At 72.8% G+C, this 14680-nt stretch carries 9 protein-coding genes; 7 read left to right on the forward strand and 2 right to left on the reverse strand.

Annotated features, from left to right (window positions below):
* Nucleotides 1–381: 381 nt before the first annotated feature.
* Both I6A60_RS16105 and I6A60_RS16110 read right to left on the reverse strand, forming a co-directional pair.
* Nucleotides 382–2076, reverse strand: a complete 1695-nt coding sequence (locus I6A60_RS16105) for a thiamine pyrophosphate-dependent enzyme (protein WP_203055645.1) — start codon at nucleotides 2074–2076, stop codon at nucleotides 382–384.
* A 94-nt stretch (nucleotides 2077–2170) separates the two neighbouring features.
* Nucleotides 2171–3022, reverse strand: coding sequence for a PASTA domain-containing protein (locus tag I6A60_RS16110; RefSeq protein ID WP_203022916.1), 852 nt, complete (start codon nucleotides 3020–3022; stop codon nucleotides 2171–2173).
* Between the two features lie 699 nt (nucleotides 3023–3721).
* Between I6A60_RS16110 and phnD the strand changes: the two genes are divergently transcribed.
* From phnD to uca, 7 genes are all read left to right on the forward strand, one after another.
* Nucleotides 3722–4702 carry a phosphate/phosphite/phosphonate ABC transporter substrate-binding protein gene (gene phnD / locus I6A60_RS16115; RefSeq protein WP_203022915.1) on the forward strand — a complete coding sequence of 327 codons (981 nt, stop codon included), beginning with the start codon at nucleotides 3722–3724 and terminating at the stop codon, nucleotides 4700–4702.
* A gap of 33 nt (nucleotides 4703–4735) precedes the next feature.
* Entirely contained in the window at nucleotides 4736–5623 is an 888-nt protein-coding gene (phnC, locus tag I6A60_RS16120; RefSeq protein WP_203022914.1) for a phosphonate ABC transporter ATP-binding protein, read from the forward strand.
* Entirely contained in the window at nucleotides 5620–7368 is a 1749-nt protein-coding gene (locus I6A60_RS16125) for an ABC transporter permease (protein WP_203022913.1), read from the forward strand. The genes phnC and I6A60_RS16125 overlap by 4 nt, the downstream gene beginning before the upstream one ends.
* 314 nt (nucleotides 7369–7682) lie before the next feature.
* Entirely contained in the window at nucleotides 7683–9266 is a 1584-nt protein-coding gene (locus tag I6A60_RS16130; RefSeq protein ID WP_238435541.1) for an amino acid permease, read from the forward strand.
* A gap of 45 nt (nucleotides 9267–9311) precedes the next feature.
* Nucleotides 9312–10184: an urea amidolyase associated protein UAAP1 gene (locus I6A60_RS16135; protein WP_203018729.1), complete on the forward strand. Its 873-nt coding sequence runs from the start codon at nucleotides 9312–9314 to the stop codon at nucleotides 10182–10184.
* Nucleotides 10184–10924, forward strand: coding sequence for an urea amidolyase associated protein UAAP2 (locus I6A60_RS16140; protein ID WP_203018727.1), 741 nt, complete (start codon nucleotides 10184–10186; stop codon nucleotides 10922–10924). Before I6A60_RS16135 ends, I6A60_RS16140 begins: the two co-directional genes overlap by 1 nt.
* Nucleotides 10925–11018: 94 nt before the next feature.
* Nucleotides 11019–14654 (forward strand): urea carboxylase, encoded by a 3636-nt coding sequence (gene uca, locus I6A60_RS16145; protein ID WP_203042564.1) that lies wholly within the window; start codon nucleotides 11019–11021, stop codon nucleotides 14652–14654.
* The last annotated feature ends 26 nt before the right edge of the window (nucleotides 14655–14680 follow it).

The following is a 14680-nucleotide window of genomic DNA, read 5'->3' on the forward strand; positions in this document are numbered from 1 at the left end:
GGGTCCGCTCGCCGACACCTTCGGCCATGTCCGATAGGTCCGATGGCCCAGCTCGGCGCGAACCTCCAGCGGCCGCAGGCATCAAGGCCCGGGGGCCGGGCACGGGCGGGCCGGTGAACGTGAAGCGGCGACCGTCGCCGTGACATGCGCCGCACCATCGCCGGCTGCCGCGACCCAGCGCGGCCGGGCGGGCTGTCAGCGCCCGGCGGGCAACGAAAAACCGGCTGTCCGGCGCGGTACGGGGGGAGCCGCGCCGGCGCAGCCGGCATTGGGTTCTATGATGGCCGATCGCCCGCGAAATGTCGATTGGTTGGCCAGTTTTTGTCCACTTGACCTACTCGCCGGTAGCACCCCAGGCCCTGGGCCGGCGTCGTGGCCGGGTCAGTCCGGGCCGGCGACGGGGGTGAGGTAGGTCCACGGCGTGACCGCCGGGTCCAGCGGCATCGGGACGTGGACGACCGTCGGGCGGCCGGTGGCCAGCGCCCCCGCGACCACGTCGCGCAGGCCGTCGGGGCTCTCGACGCGCAGGCCGTCGGCGCCGAACGCCTGGGCCAGCGCGACGAAGTCCGGGTTGCGCAGCACGGAGCCGACCTCCCGGCCGAACAGCCGGTCCTGGTCGGCCTTGACGTTGCCGTAGGCGCTGTTGTCGAAGACGACGGTGACGACGCCCAGGCCGTGCTGGACGGCGGTGGCGAGCTCCGCCGCCCCGAACAGGAACCCGCCGTCACCGGTCACCGAGACCACCGGCCGGTCCCGGTGCGCGGCCTTCACCCCGAGCGCGGTCGGGAAGCCGAAGCCCAGCGTGCCCTGATGGCCGGCCGTGACGAAGTGGCGCGGCGCGTAGACCGGGAAGGCGAACAGCGAGGCGAAGCCGACCTGGGAGATCTCCTCCACGAAATAGCCGTCCTCGGGCAGCGCGGCCCGGATCGCGGCCAGGTAGTCGGCATGGGGGCGCAGCCGGCTCGCGACGTCGGCACGGAACCTGGCCTTGACCGCCGCGAACTGGGCCGCCCGGGAGGCCCGCGGCCCGGCCGTCGCCGGGTTCTCGGCCTGCCGCTCCCCCGGGTCAGCCCCGCGCGGGGCCTGGTCCCCCGCGTCCCGCAGGAGGCGGACGAGAGCGGCCGCCGCGTCGCGGGCGTCGGCGGTGACGGCCACCGCCGGGGCGCGCCACACGTGCTGGCGCGGGTCGATGTCGATGCTCACCAGGCGTGGGCCCGGTGTCCGCTCGGGCCAGCGGAACCAGGTCAGCTCGCCACGGGTGCCGAGCATCAGCAGCACGTCGGTGTCGGCCCATCGCGCGAATCCGGCGGCGCCGGTGAAGGCGTACGGGTCGTCGTCGCGCAGCACCCCGCGGCCGCCGCGCTGCGCCACCACCGGAGCCCCGAGCAGCTCGGCCAGCGCGCGGATCTCCGCGCCGGCGTGCCGGGCGCCGCTCCCAATCATGATCATCGGGTTGCGCGCCTCGGCCAGCAGGTCCGCGGCGGCGCGCACGGCGGGCTCGTCGACGGGCGGGGGCGGCTCCGGCGGCTGGACCCGCGGCGCCGGAACCTCGGCCACCATGCCCAGGATGTCCCAGGGCGTCTGCAGTACGACCGGGCCGGGCCGTCCCGAGGCCGCCCGGGCGAACGCCTCGGCGAGCAGGGCGGGTGCCTGCGCCGGGTGGCGGACCGTCTCGGCCCATTTCACGAACGAGCGCACGGTCGCCAGCTGGTCGGGCATCTCGTGCAGATGGCCCATGCCCTTGCCGGCATAGGCGGTCGGCACGTCCGAGGTCAGGCAGACGACCGGGGTCCCGGTGCCGGCCGCGGTCAGCAGGCCGGCGGCGGCGTTGAGGATCCCCGGGCCCGGTACGACGGTGCAGACACCGGTCCGCCCGCTGGACTGCGCGTAGCCGAGGGCCATGTACGCGCAGGCCTGCTCGTGGCGGGCGCTGACCAGCGTGATCTCGGCGGACCGCTCGCCCAGCGCGTCGAACAGCGCGTAGGTCTGCACCCCGGGCAGCCCGAACACGGTGTCGACGCTGTGGGCGAGCAGCCCGTCGACCAGCGCCTGCCCGGTCGTGCGCCGCTCACCCATGCCGTCACCGTAACCGTCAGGTCACCGGAACCGCCTGGCGCGGAGCCACCTGGGCCCGGCACTCGCCGAGCCGGGGCGAGCCACGATCAGGCCGTCACTCGACCGCCGAAGCGACGGCGTCGCCGGTGCCGGGCTCCAGGCGCAGCGCACGGGCGGGCGGGGCGGCCGGGAACGGCCGGCGCGGCTCCCGGACACCGGCGGAACCGCCGCCAGGGCGGACCCACAGGCGGACGGTCGCCCCGGCGTCGACGCGGGCGCCGGCCTCGGGAGCCTGGCTGGAGACCACCGCGCCCGGCTCCGGGGTGATCGCGACCAGCGGGGCCCCGGGCCCGTCACCGAGGCCGACCGCGACGCCCACGAACCCGGACTCCGCGAGCTTGCGGCGGGCCTCGTCGATCGGCAGGGTGACGACGTCCGGCACGGTCGACGTCCGGTACCGCCGGCCTCGGCGCTTCGTCGCGGGCCCGGACGGGTCCTCGCCGGCAGCGCCGGACGGCAGCGGCCGCGGGCCGCCGAACGCCTCGGCTGCGTCGTCCCGCAGGGACTGCTCGGCGAGCTCTCGGGCCCGCCTGGCGATCTCGGCCCTGGCCGCGTCGTTCAGCAGTGCCGTCTCGACGTCGTCGTCCGGCGGCGGTGTCCACTCCGGCAGGTCCTCGTCCAGGTCACGCCATCTCTCCCAGGCGGACTGGCGGGTGACGCCGAGCCGGGTCGCGATCTCGGCCCAGGAGCGGCGCTGGCCGCGGGCCGTCCGCACGGCCGTCAGCTCGGCCTGGTCCAGCAGCCGGCGCAGCGTCCCGACGTCGCTGAGCGCGTCCAGCGCCGCGTTCCCGAGGTCGGCGTCCGCGGCGCGACCGCGGCGGTCGCGCCAGTGCTCCAGCCGCTCCCATACCCGCCGGCCCTCGGGCCACGGCCCGTCCTTGTCCCCTGCGGCCCAGTCCCTGGCCATCCAGACCACCCCTGTCCGAGCGCTCCGCGTTCCGGTCGATCCCGCCCGAACGCATCCATCTGTCAGGATAACCTGACGCCACCCGAACTGCGACATACGCGGATACCAGGGGCGCACGCGAGTGGCTGGTGCCTTCGCGTCGACGCACGCCCGCTGCCGATGACCTGCCGGACATCTGGGCGACATCTACCCGGAAATGGCCGTGGCGCGGTCACCGTTCCGCCGCGCAGTCAACGCCGCTGGTTCACCGAGCGTTCAGGCGTGCCCGCGATGGTCTTGGTTCGTGAACGAACGCCGGTCCTGGTGGGGGGCCGCCGCAGCGGATGACCGGGCAACACGGCCGGCGGGGCTTCTGCCGACGAACGCCGCCGTGAGGCCGCCGGGCCGCGTGCCGCCCGGCGCGAAGCGGGGGCCGAGACCGGGGTGACCAGCAGCGCCGCGGCCGGTCCGGTCCAGCACGGCCCCGACGAGCGGCCGGCCGCGACCGGCGGGACCGCCGCCCCGGTGGCCAAGCCCTAGCCCGCGGCCCACCGGGCCGCGTCGACACCGCCCGACTCCCTGCCCCGTACCGCGCCATCCCCGTACCGCCTGCCTCCATGCCCGGCCGAGCAGCTCGGCCACCTTGACCAGCTCGCCACCAGCGGGCCGGCGCCACCTGACCCAAAACCCACTAAACCGGTTCCTGAGGGGGAAATCGAAGTGATCAGAAGGCTCCGTACCTCGGCGATGATCGCCGGCGTTGCCGCGCTGTCGCTCGCGGCTGTCGCCGCCTGTGGCTCGTCGGACAACAAGAGCACCACGGCCGCCAGCTCCTCCAGCCCCGCCGAGACGGGCACCTTCGCCGACAGCCCGGGGACGATTGTCTTCGCGACCGTGCCCGACCAGGCCGGCTCGGACTCGAACTGGAAGCCGCTCGAGGAGTACATCGCCAAGCAGACCGGCTACAAGGTCAAGTTCTTCCCGACCAGCGACTACACCGCGCTGATCGCCGCGGCGGTCGCCGGCAAGGTCGACGTCGCCGCGTTCTCCGGCCTGACCTACGTCAACGCCACCAACAAGGGCGCGAAGCAGCAGGTCGTCTCGGCCGTCATCGCCTCTGCCGGCCTCACCGACCCGGGCTACTACTCGGAGGCCATCGTCCCCAAGGGCTCGGACATCACCTCGGTGGCCGGCTTCAAGGGCAAGACGGTCTGCTTCGTCTCGAAGAGCTCCACCTCAGGCTTCCTGTTCCCGATGCTCGCGCTCGACAAGGCCGGCATCAACATCTCCGCCTCGGGCACGGACGCCAGCGGCAACCCGACCTTCGCCGACTTCAAGGCGTCGTTCGCCGGCGCCCACGACAAGTCGGTCCAGGCCGTCGCGTCGAAGCAGTGTGACGCCGGCTTCGCCGAGGACTCCGAGGCCGAGGCGGCCGCGAAGGACGGTTCCGTCACCGTCCTCGACAAGCAGTACGTCCCCGGTGGCCCGATCACCATCTCGACCGCCCTGCCGAAGAGCGTCCAGGCCAAGCTCACCTCGGCCCTGAGCAGCGTCACGCTCGACCAGATCTCGGCTGCTGGCATCACCGTCACCGACGGCTTCAAGAGCAGCTTCCAGGCCGCGAAGCCCGAGACGGACGCCTACTACGACACGATCCGCAACATCTGCACCAAGGTCACCGCCGCGAAGTGCGCCAAGTAGTCAAGCCAGCCTGAGCGAAGTAGGTAGCAGGAAATGAACAGCGCGGCGGCCTCCCCGGTCATCTCCGTCAGTGGCGTCACCAAGAAGTTCGGCGCCAACCGAGCACTCCACGACGTCAACCTGACGGTGGAACCCGGGGAGGTCGTCGTGCTGCTCGGGCTTTCCGGCTCGGGCAAGTCGACCCTGCTCCGGCATCTCGACGGCCTGGAGTTCCCCACCTCGGGCACTGTCGAGGTCCTGGGCAGCAATGTTCCCAAGCTACGACCCAAGGCCCTGCGCGCGCTGCGCGGGCGGGTCGGCATGATCTTCCAACAGTTCGAGCTGGTGCCGTCCCTGACGGTGCTGGAGAACGTGCTGACCGGCGCGCTCTCCCGGCTCACCGGCCCGCGCCTCGGGATCTGGGCCTACCCCAAGAGCTTCCGGCTCGCGGCGCTGAACCATCTGGACCGCGTCGGTTTGCTGGAGAAGGCGTACCAGCGGGCCGACCAGCTCTCCGGCGGCCAGCAGCAGCGCGTCGCGATCGCCCGCGCCCTGATGCAGAACCCGGAGGTCCTGCTCGCCGACGAGCCTGTCGCGAGCCTCGACCCCGAGTCCAGCGGCCAGATCATGCGGCTCATCCGCGAGATCGCCGCCGACGACGGCCTGACCGTCGTGTGCAGCCTGCACCAGGTCGACCTCGCGCTCGACTGGGGCGACCGGATCGTCGGGCTGCGCCGGGGCGAGGTCGTCCTGGACACCCCGACCGAGGGCCTCGGCAAGGCCCAGGTCATGGAGATCTACGGCCGGGTGACCACGTCGACCGCCGAGCTGAACGCGATAGAGCGTGAGCTGACCGGGGTCCCGATCGAGGTGCCCACGCGGGACGACGGCACCACCGAGGCCGCGGACACCTCCGTGCCCGTTCAGGACGGCACCGTATGACCACGATCGAGGCGCCGCGGGCGGCGGGCCCAGGGCCGGGGCCGGGGTCCGACGTCACGGAGCGGGCGCCCCGCCGTCCGGTCCCGGTCGCCAAGATCGCCGGTGGCGTCCTCATCGTCGCGATGCTCGGCTTCTCGGTCTACTCCCTGACCACGCTCGACTTCTCGTGGCACAACATCGTGTCGAGCGCCCGGAACGCCACGAAGGTGTTCCACCAGATGGACCCGCTCAGCATTCCGGGTCCGAAGGACCTGTTCTACCTGATCGGGCTCACGCTGGGCATCGTTCTGCTCGGGACGCTGATCGCCGCCCTCATCTCCGTCCCGGTGGCGTGGATCGCGGCCGCGAACACCACTCCGGCGCCCTGGCTGCGCCCGGTCGGCCGGGCGATCGGCGTCGTGACCCGCGCGATTCCCGACGTCGTCATCGCGCTCGCGTTCTCGCTGATCTTCGTCCTCGGCAGCCCGCTGCCCGGCATCGTCGCGATCGGCATCCACTCGATCGGCATGATCTCCAAGCTGTTCGCCGACGCGATCGAGCAGAGCGACGACGGCCCGCGTCTCGCCATCCGCGCGGCCGGCGGGTCGCGGGCGCAGGAGTTCTGGTCCGGCGTATTCCCGCAGGTGCTGCCGTCGTGGATCGCGACCGTCCTGCATCGTTTCGACATCAACCTTCGCGGTTCGGCCATCCTCGGCTACGCCGGGGTGGGCGGCCTCGGCTACGCGATGAGCATCGCCTTCGAGGACTTTCCGCAGGGATACGGCCGCGGCCTCGGCATCGCGCTCGTCATCTTCGTGCTCTGCGTCGTCCTGGAGATCATCTCGTCGACGATCCGCCGCAGCCTGCTCGGCATCCAGCCCGTCGGCAACAGTCTCGGTGACCGCATCGGGCGGGCCCGGGCCAGGAACCGCCCCACGCCCGAGCCAACGGCCAGCAGCCAGGTCATCGCCGCCAGCGTCGAGTCGATGATGAAGCGCCCGTGGACCCGGGACCGGGTCCGCAACACGAGCTGGCTGCTCGCGGCGCTCGCGCTCGCGCTCGGCAGCTACTTCATGGCGCACGTCAACTTCGGCGACATCACCTGGAGCTACGTCCGCCCGACGCTCAAGAGCTTCTGGCCGCCGAACTTCGGCAACCACGACTTCAGCGAGTTCGCGAACGCGCTGCTCATCACCATCGAGGTGGCGTTCAGCGCGGCCGTCCTCTCGCTCGTCTTCGCGCTGGTCTTCGGTTCCCTCGCCGCCCGTAACGTCGCCCCGAACGGGCACGTGCGCAGCGCCTTCCGGGTGCTTCTCGTGATCTTCCGCGGGGTGCCCGAGCTGGTGCTCGCGATCTTCCTGATCATGGTCACCGGCCTCGGTAACCAGGCGGGGGTCGTCGCGCTCGCGTTCGGCGGGATCGGCCTGCTCGGCAAGCTGATCGCCGACTCGTTCGAGGAGGTGCCGGCCGGACCGGAGCGCGCACTCACGGCGGCGGGCGCGACCAGGGGCCAGCGCTACCTCGCGGCGACCTGGACGCAGGGACTGCCGTCGCTGATCAGCAACTCGCTGTACCTGGTCGACACGAACATCCGGGCGGCGACGATCCTCGGCATCGTCGGCGGCAGCGGCGTCGGCTTCTACCTGACGAACGCCTCGCCCGTGCTGAAGCTGCACGGCCAGGTGACGACCCTAGTGATCATGGTGTTCGTGACCGTGCTCGTCGTCGAGGGCATCGCGACCTGGCTGCGCCGGGTCTTCCGCTGACGGGCGGCGCGGCCGGGCCCAGCGCCCGGCCGCGCCACGCCCACACCCGCGCTTCGCCGCGCGCCCGCACCACGGCGTTGGCCGTCCCGGCCGCCGTCGACCAGCTCGCCAGCCCGGCCGCGCCGAGCTGACCGACCGCGCCCGAATCCGCCCGGCGGCTCGCCCCAGCCGCCGGGCACCGGCGCGTCCGGATGCACCGGGAATTTACGTACGCGCAGGTCTGGCGACTGGAAATTAACGCCGTCGATCCGGGAATGCGACACCTCCGCTCCATGATCCTTCTAATACCTGTCATCTGACAGGTATCCTTGATCATGGGAGGTGACGTGGTGAGCACGTCGGAGGTCGTCGCACCCGGCGACATCATCGGCCAGCTTGGTTACAAGCAGGAGCTCCATCGCGGTGTGGGGACCTTCGCGTCCTTCGCCGCCGGCTTCTCCTTCGTCTCGATCCTCACCACCGTCGTCCAGCTGTTCGGGCTGGGCTTCGGCATCGGCGGGGCATCGTTCTTCTGGACCTGGCCGATGGTGTTCGTCGGCCAGCTGCTCGTCGCCCTGTGCTTCTCCGAGCTCGCGGCCCGCTGGCCGATCTCGGGCGCCATCTTCCAGTGGTCGAGCCGCCTCGGTGGCACGACGGCCGGCTGGTTCATCGGCTGGACGATGATCATCGGCCAGGTCCTGGTCGTCGCCGCGGCCGCCATCGCCCTGCAGGCGGCGCTGCCGGAGATCTGGTCGGGCTTCCAGATCGTCGGCGGCTCGCACGCCGACCCGACGCTCGTCTCGACCACCGGCGCGCAGAACGCGGTCCTGCTCGGCTGCCTGCTGCTCGTGATCACCACCATCGTCAACATCCTGGGCATCCGGGAGACCGCGCGGGCCTCCAGCATCGGCGTCATCTGCGAGATCATCGGCGTCGCCGTCCTCGTCGTCGCGCTGTTCTGCCTGCCCAAGCGCGGCCCGGAGGTCGTCCTGCACAACACCGGCTGGCCGGGCGGCGGGCACTACCTGCCGGCGTTCCTCGCCTCGTCGCTGATGGCCGCCTACGTCATGGTCGGCTTCGACTCGGCCGGGGAGCTGGCCGAGGAGACCCTCAGCCCACGCAAGACCACCCCGAAGACGATCCTGCGGGCACTGACCACCTCCGGCTTCGGCGGCGCGCTACTGATCATCTCGGCGCTGATGGCGGCGGCCAGCGTCGACGACGGCAAGCTCGCCTCCGGCGGCCTGGCCTACGTACTGACCGACCGGCTGGGCAGCGTGCTCGGCCGGCTGCTGCTGTGCTTCATCGCCGTCGCCGTGTTCGCCTGCACGTTGGCCTGCCAGACCTCCGGGGCCCGGATGATGTACTCCATGGCCAGGGAGGGCGCGCTGCCGTTCCACAAGTACCTCGGCAAGGTCTCGCCGCGCACCGGGACGCCGATCATCACCTCGATCGTGGTCGGCGTGCTGGCCGCCGCCGCGCTGCTGGTCAACATCAACCAGTCGGCCATCTTCCTGGCCCTCTCCAGCCTCTGCATCGGGATGCTGTACCTGGCCTACCTGGGCGTGACCCTGCCGCTGCTCATCGTGCGGATCAGGCACCGCAAGACCGACGGCTTCCCGGGCGGCGTCGACGAGGACGGCAAGCCGCTGTTCTCGATGGGCCGCTGGGGCATCCCGCTGAACGCGATCGCGGTGCTCTACCAGGCCGGGATGGCGGTCAACCTGATCTGGCCGCGCGCGGAGATCTACGACCTCGCCGGCAAGGGCTGGTGGCTGCGCTGGAGCGCGCTGCTGTTCATCGGCATCGTGCTGGCGATCGGCGGCGCCTACTTCGCGGCCCGCCGCCTGCACACCAAGATCGATCTCCCGCACGTGCCGCACACCGCCGCGCCTGAGGCGCTGCCAGAGGCCGCCTGAGCCCGCGCCTGACCACGCGGGGGACGCGAGGAGGAGGAAACACCCATGACGATGGCCGGCGAGACCCGCGGCGCGCCGCCGCGAGACGAGCACCTGACCGACAGCGTCCGCAACGCCCGGGCCGACGCCCGGGCGCAGGGCGGGCAGACGAGCGCGTGGATGCCGTACCTACCGGCGTCCACGAGCCCGTTCTGCCCCGCAGAAGTCGATCCGGCCACGTTGGTCTGGGCGGAGACGGTCGCGCCCGGCGGCTACACCCACAAGGTGCTCGCCGCCGGCTCGCGGCTGCGCTTCGACGACCCGACCGGGGACGCCTGCGCCCACGTGATCGTCTACAACGCGGCCGAGCCGGTCGAGCGGCTCAACGTCGCCGACACCCAGAAGATCCCCTGGCAGGCCTACCTCGGCGCGGGCCACCCGCTGCTGTCCGGGGACGGCCGGGTACTCGCCACGATCGTGGCGGACAGCTCCGGCCACCATGACGCGTTCTGCGGCACCAGCACGGACGCGTTCAACGAGCGCAAGTACGGCGACGCCCGGCCGGAGGGCCCCGCGCCCTCGGGCCGGGCGCTGTTCGTGAAGGCCGCTGCGAAGCACGGCCTGGCCCGCCGCGACCTGCCGCCGAGCGTGTCGTTCTTCCAGGGGGTGCGGGTCGCCGCCGACGGCGCGCTGGACTGGCGGGGGTCGGCCGGCGCCGGGACCCACGTCGAGCTGGTCGCCGAGCTGCCGCTGCTGGTCCTCGTCGCGAACGTCGCCCATCCGCTGGACCCGCGCGCCGACTACGTCGTCGGCCCGCTGCGGGTACACGCCTGGCGCGGCGCGCCGACCGGGCCCGGCGACCAGAGGTTCGCCGCGACGCCCGAGCTGAACCGGGCCTACCTGAACACCGTCGACTACCGGGAAGCGCGAGGGCTGTGATGACGCCGAGCTCGGACGGGCGGGTCCTGGCCCAGCCGACCGCCGCCGGAGGCTCCGTCGGGTCGACCGTCCCCGTCGGCGCGACCTACGCGCCGGGGTCGGTCCTCGACTGGTCCGAGAGCCTCGTCGCCGGCACCGTCGTGCTCGACGAGCGGGTCGCGCCCAACGCGCCCTGGTCGGGCGTCGTGCGGACCGGCCAGGTGCTGACGATCGTCGACGTGGGCGGCAACCAGTCGGCCGACTGCCTGCTCTACAGCGCCGCCGACCCCGAGGAGCGCTACAGCGTCCCGGACACGCTGGCCTGGCAGGGCAACGCCTACGTCCGGACCGGCACCGTGCTGCGCAGCAGCGAAGGCCGGGCGATGGCCACCGTCGTCGCCAACGAGATCGACCGGCAGGACACGATCGGCGGGGCGTGCTCCAAGGAGTCGAACACGCTGCGCTACGGCCATCACGTGATGTTCCACCATGGCTGCCGGGAGAACTTCCTCGCCGAGGCGTCCCGGCGCGGCCTCGGGGTGCGCGACCTGGTCTCCAACCTCAACTGGTTCATGAACGTGCCGGTCGAGGCGGACGGGGCGCTCGGCATCGTCGACGGCCTGTCGGCGCCGGGCCGGCGCGTCGCGTTCCGCGCCGAGCTGGACGTGCTGGTCGTCGTCTCGAACTGCCCGCAGATGAACAACCCGTGCAACGACTTCAACCCGACCCCGCTGCGCATGATCGTGGTGGAGCCCGCGTGAGCGCAGGAGTGAGCGAGTGGAGTGGTCGTCCGAGGAACGAGGACGGCCGCGAGCAGGGGCCCCGTTCGGCGCGGATGCGACGAATGGGGGGGCGATGAGTGAAGCGACGGAGCGAACTCGAGGCGCAGTGACCGGGGCCGACTGTCCGGCGACGGTCCTGGTCGCGAACCGTGGCGAGATCGCGCGGCGGGTGATCCGGACGGCGCGGCGGATGGGGCTGGGCACGGTGGCGGTGTTCTCCGACGCCGACCGGGCCGCGCCGCACGTCCGGGAGGCCGACCACGCCGTGCGGCTGGGCCCGGCGCCCGCCCGCGAGTCCTACCTGCGCGCCGACGCCGTGCTGGAGGCGGCGCTGCGCCACGGTGCCGGGATCATCCACCCCGGCTACGGCTTCCTGTCGGAGAACGCGGCGTTCGCCCGCTCCGTCGAGGCCGCGGGCCTGCGGTTCGCCGGGCCGACCGCCGACCAGATCGTCGCGTTCGGCGAGAAGCACACGGCGAAGGCCCTGGCGAAGGCCGCCGGGGTCCCGCTCCTCGCCGGCACGGAGCTACTCGCCAGCGCCGCCGAGGCGGTCGCCGCCGCCGAGACGATCGGGCTGCCCGTGATGGTGAAGGCCACCGGCGGCGGGGGCGGCATCGGCATGCGGGCCTGCTTCACCGCCGGCGAGGTCCGAGACGCGTTCGCCGCCGTCGAGGCGCTGGCGGCGCAGAACTTCGGCTCGGCCGGCGTGTTCCTGGAGCGGCTGGTCCGCCCGGCGCGCCACGTCGAGGTGCAGGTGTTCGGCGACGGCGCGGGCCGGGTCGCGGTGCTGGCCGACCGGGACTGCTCGCTGCAGCGGCGCAACCAGAAGGTCATCGAGGAGGCCCCGGCGCCGGCGCTGCCCGGCCACGTCCGCCACCTGCTGCATCGGTCGTCCCAGGAGCTGCTGGCCTCGGTCGGTTATCGGGGGGCGGGCACGGTCGAGTTCGTCTACGACCCGGTGCGCGAGGAGGCCTCGTTCCTGGAGGTCAACACCAGGCTGCAGGTCGAGCACCCCGTCACCGAGGCGGTTCTCGGCGTCGACCTGGTCGAGCTCATGCTCACCCTGGCCAGGGACGGCCGGGTCGAGGACGACGTGTTCACCCGGGCCTGGGAGCCCGTCGGCCACGCCGTCGAGGCCCGCGTCTACGCCGAGGATCCAGCGAAGGACGCGCTGCCGTCCTCCGGGCTCGTCACGCGGGCGTTCTTCCCCGGCCAGGACGCCGCGGCGATCCCCGGGGTCCGGGTCGACGGGTTCGTCGAGACCGGGCTGGAGGTCTCCCCGTTCTACGACCCGCTGCTGGCCAAGGTCATCGCGGCCGGCCCGACCCGGGACGAGGCCCTCGACCTGCTCGGGGTGGCGCTGGACGCGAGCCGGGTCGACGGCATCGTCACCAACCTCGGGCTGCTGCGCGCGCTGACCGACTCCCCCGAGCTGCGCGCGGCTACGCACGCGACCACGACGCTGACCGAGCTGTCCGACCCGGCGCCCCGGATCGACGTGCTGGCGGCCGGCCCGCTGACGACCGTGCAGGACCTGCCCGGCCGGCTCGGCTACTGGCATGTCGGGGTGCCACCGAGCGGCCCGTTCGACCCGGTGTCGTTCGCCGAGGCGAACCTGGCGGTCGGCAACCCGCCCGGGGCGCCCGCTTTGGAGGTGACCGCCGGCGGGCTGCGCCTGCGGTTCTCGACCGCGTCGACGGTCTGCGTTACTGGCGCGCCCGCGCCGCTCGCCGTCGACGGCATCGATGTTCCGCTGTGGGAGCCGGTCGACGTCGCGGCGGGTGGGACGCTGACGCTCGGCGCGGCCACCGGGCCGGGCCTGCGCGGCTACCTGGCCGTGCGCGGCGGGCTCGACGTGCCCGCGTACCTGGGCAGCGCGTCGACGTTCACCCTCGGCGGGTTCGGCGGCCACGCGGGCCGGGCGCTGCTCGCCGGCGACGTGCTGCGCCCGGGCGGCACCCCGCCCGCCAGCAGCGCCAGGCCCACCCCGGCCGACCGCCGGCCGGCCCTGACGGGACGCTGGGAGATCGGCGTCACCGAGGGCCCGCACGCGGCGCCGGAGTTCTTCACCCGCGCCGACATCGACACCCTCTACGCCACCGACTACGAGGTGCACCACAACTCGGCCCGCACCGGCATCCGGCTGATCGGTCCGAAGCCGGCCTGGGCCAGGGCCGACGGCGGCGAGGCCGGACTGCACCCGTCGAACATCCATGACACCGCCTACGCCGTCGGCGCGCTCGACTTCACCGGCGACACGCCGATCATCCTCGGCCCGGACGGGCCGTCGCTGGGTGGCTTCGTCTGCCCGGCGGTCGTCGCGTCCGGCGAGCTGTGGAAGCTCGGCCAGCTGCGGCCCGGCGACACCGTCCGGTTCGTCGCGGTCCGGGAGTCCGAGGCCGCGGCGCTCGATGACCACCGGGCGTCCCGCACGGTGGCGAGCACCGGCGGGGACGGCGACGACGGCGTGCTCGGCCGGCTGGAGGCCACCGACACCCGCCCCAGTGTCACCTACCGGCGCGACGGCGACGACAACGTGCTCGTCGAGTACGGCCCGATGACGCTGGACATCGCGCTGCGGATGCGGGTCCACGCGCTGCGGGAGACGCTCGCCGCGCATGCCCCGGCCGGGATCGTCGACATCACCCCCGGCATCCGGTCGCTGCAGATCCACACCGACGCGACCGTGCTGCGGGCCCGCGACCTGACGGCCCTGCTGCGCGAGCTGGAGGACGAGGTGCCGGCGACCGAGGCGCTCGTCGTCCCGTCCCGGCGGGTCCGGCTGCCGCTGTCCTGGGACGACCCGGCGACGCGGCTGGCGATCGAGCGGTACATGGCGGGCGTGCGCGCCGACGCGCCCTGGTGCCCGTGGAACATCGAGTTCATCCGGCGGATCAACGGACTGGACTCCGTCGACGACGTGTACCGGACCGTGTTCGACGCCCGCTACCTGGTCCTCGGCCTCGGCGACGTCTACCTGGGCGCCCCGGTCGCCACCCCGCTGGACCCGCGCCACCGGCTCGTCACGACGAAGTACAACCCGGCCAGGACCTGGACCGCGGAGAACTCGGTCGGCATCGGCGGCGCCTACCTGTGCATCTACGGGATGGAGGGACCGGGCGGCTACCAGTTCGTCGGCCGTACCGTCCAGGTTTGGAACCGCTTCCGCCGTCGCGGAATGTTCGCCGAGCACCCGTGGTCGCTGCGGTTCTTCGACAGAATCGAGTGGTACCCGGTAAGCGCCGACGAGCTGCTGGAGCTGCGGGCCGAGACCGACGCGGGCCGCGGCGCCTGCGAGACCGAGGACGGCACCTTCTCGATCGCCGAGTACGACGCCTTCCTGGCCGCGAACGCGGACTCGATCGCCGCCTTCCGCGCCACCCAGGCGGCCGCGTTCGAGGCCGAGAAGGAACGCTGGCGGGCGTCCGGAGAGTTTGATCGCAGGGACGAGCCCGTCGTCGCCACGGGTGTTGAAGTTGAGGTGCCGGCGGGTGCCGTCGCGGTGACGGCCCCGTTCACCGCGACCGTCTGGCAGCTGGCCGCCGCGCCGGGCGCCGTCGTCGCGGCGGACGAGCCGGTGCTGTCCCTGGAGGCGATGAAGATGGAGACGAAGGTGACCGCGCCGGTGGGCGGAACGCTGTTGGAGATCTACGTCCGCCCGGGTGAGCAGGTCGCTCCCGGCCAGGTCCTCGCGGCGGTCAGGCCGTGAGCGCAGGAGTGAGCTCGCGGAGTGGA

The organism is Frankia sp. AgB1.9 (genome assembly GCF_016786355.1).
Taxonomy (GTDB): Bacteria; Actinomycetota; Actinomycetes; order Frankiales; family Frankiaceae; genus Pseudofrankia.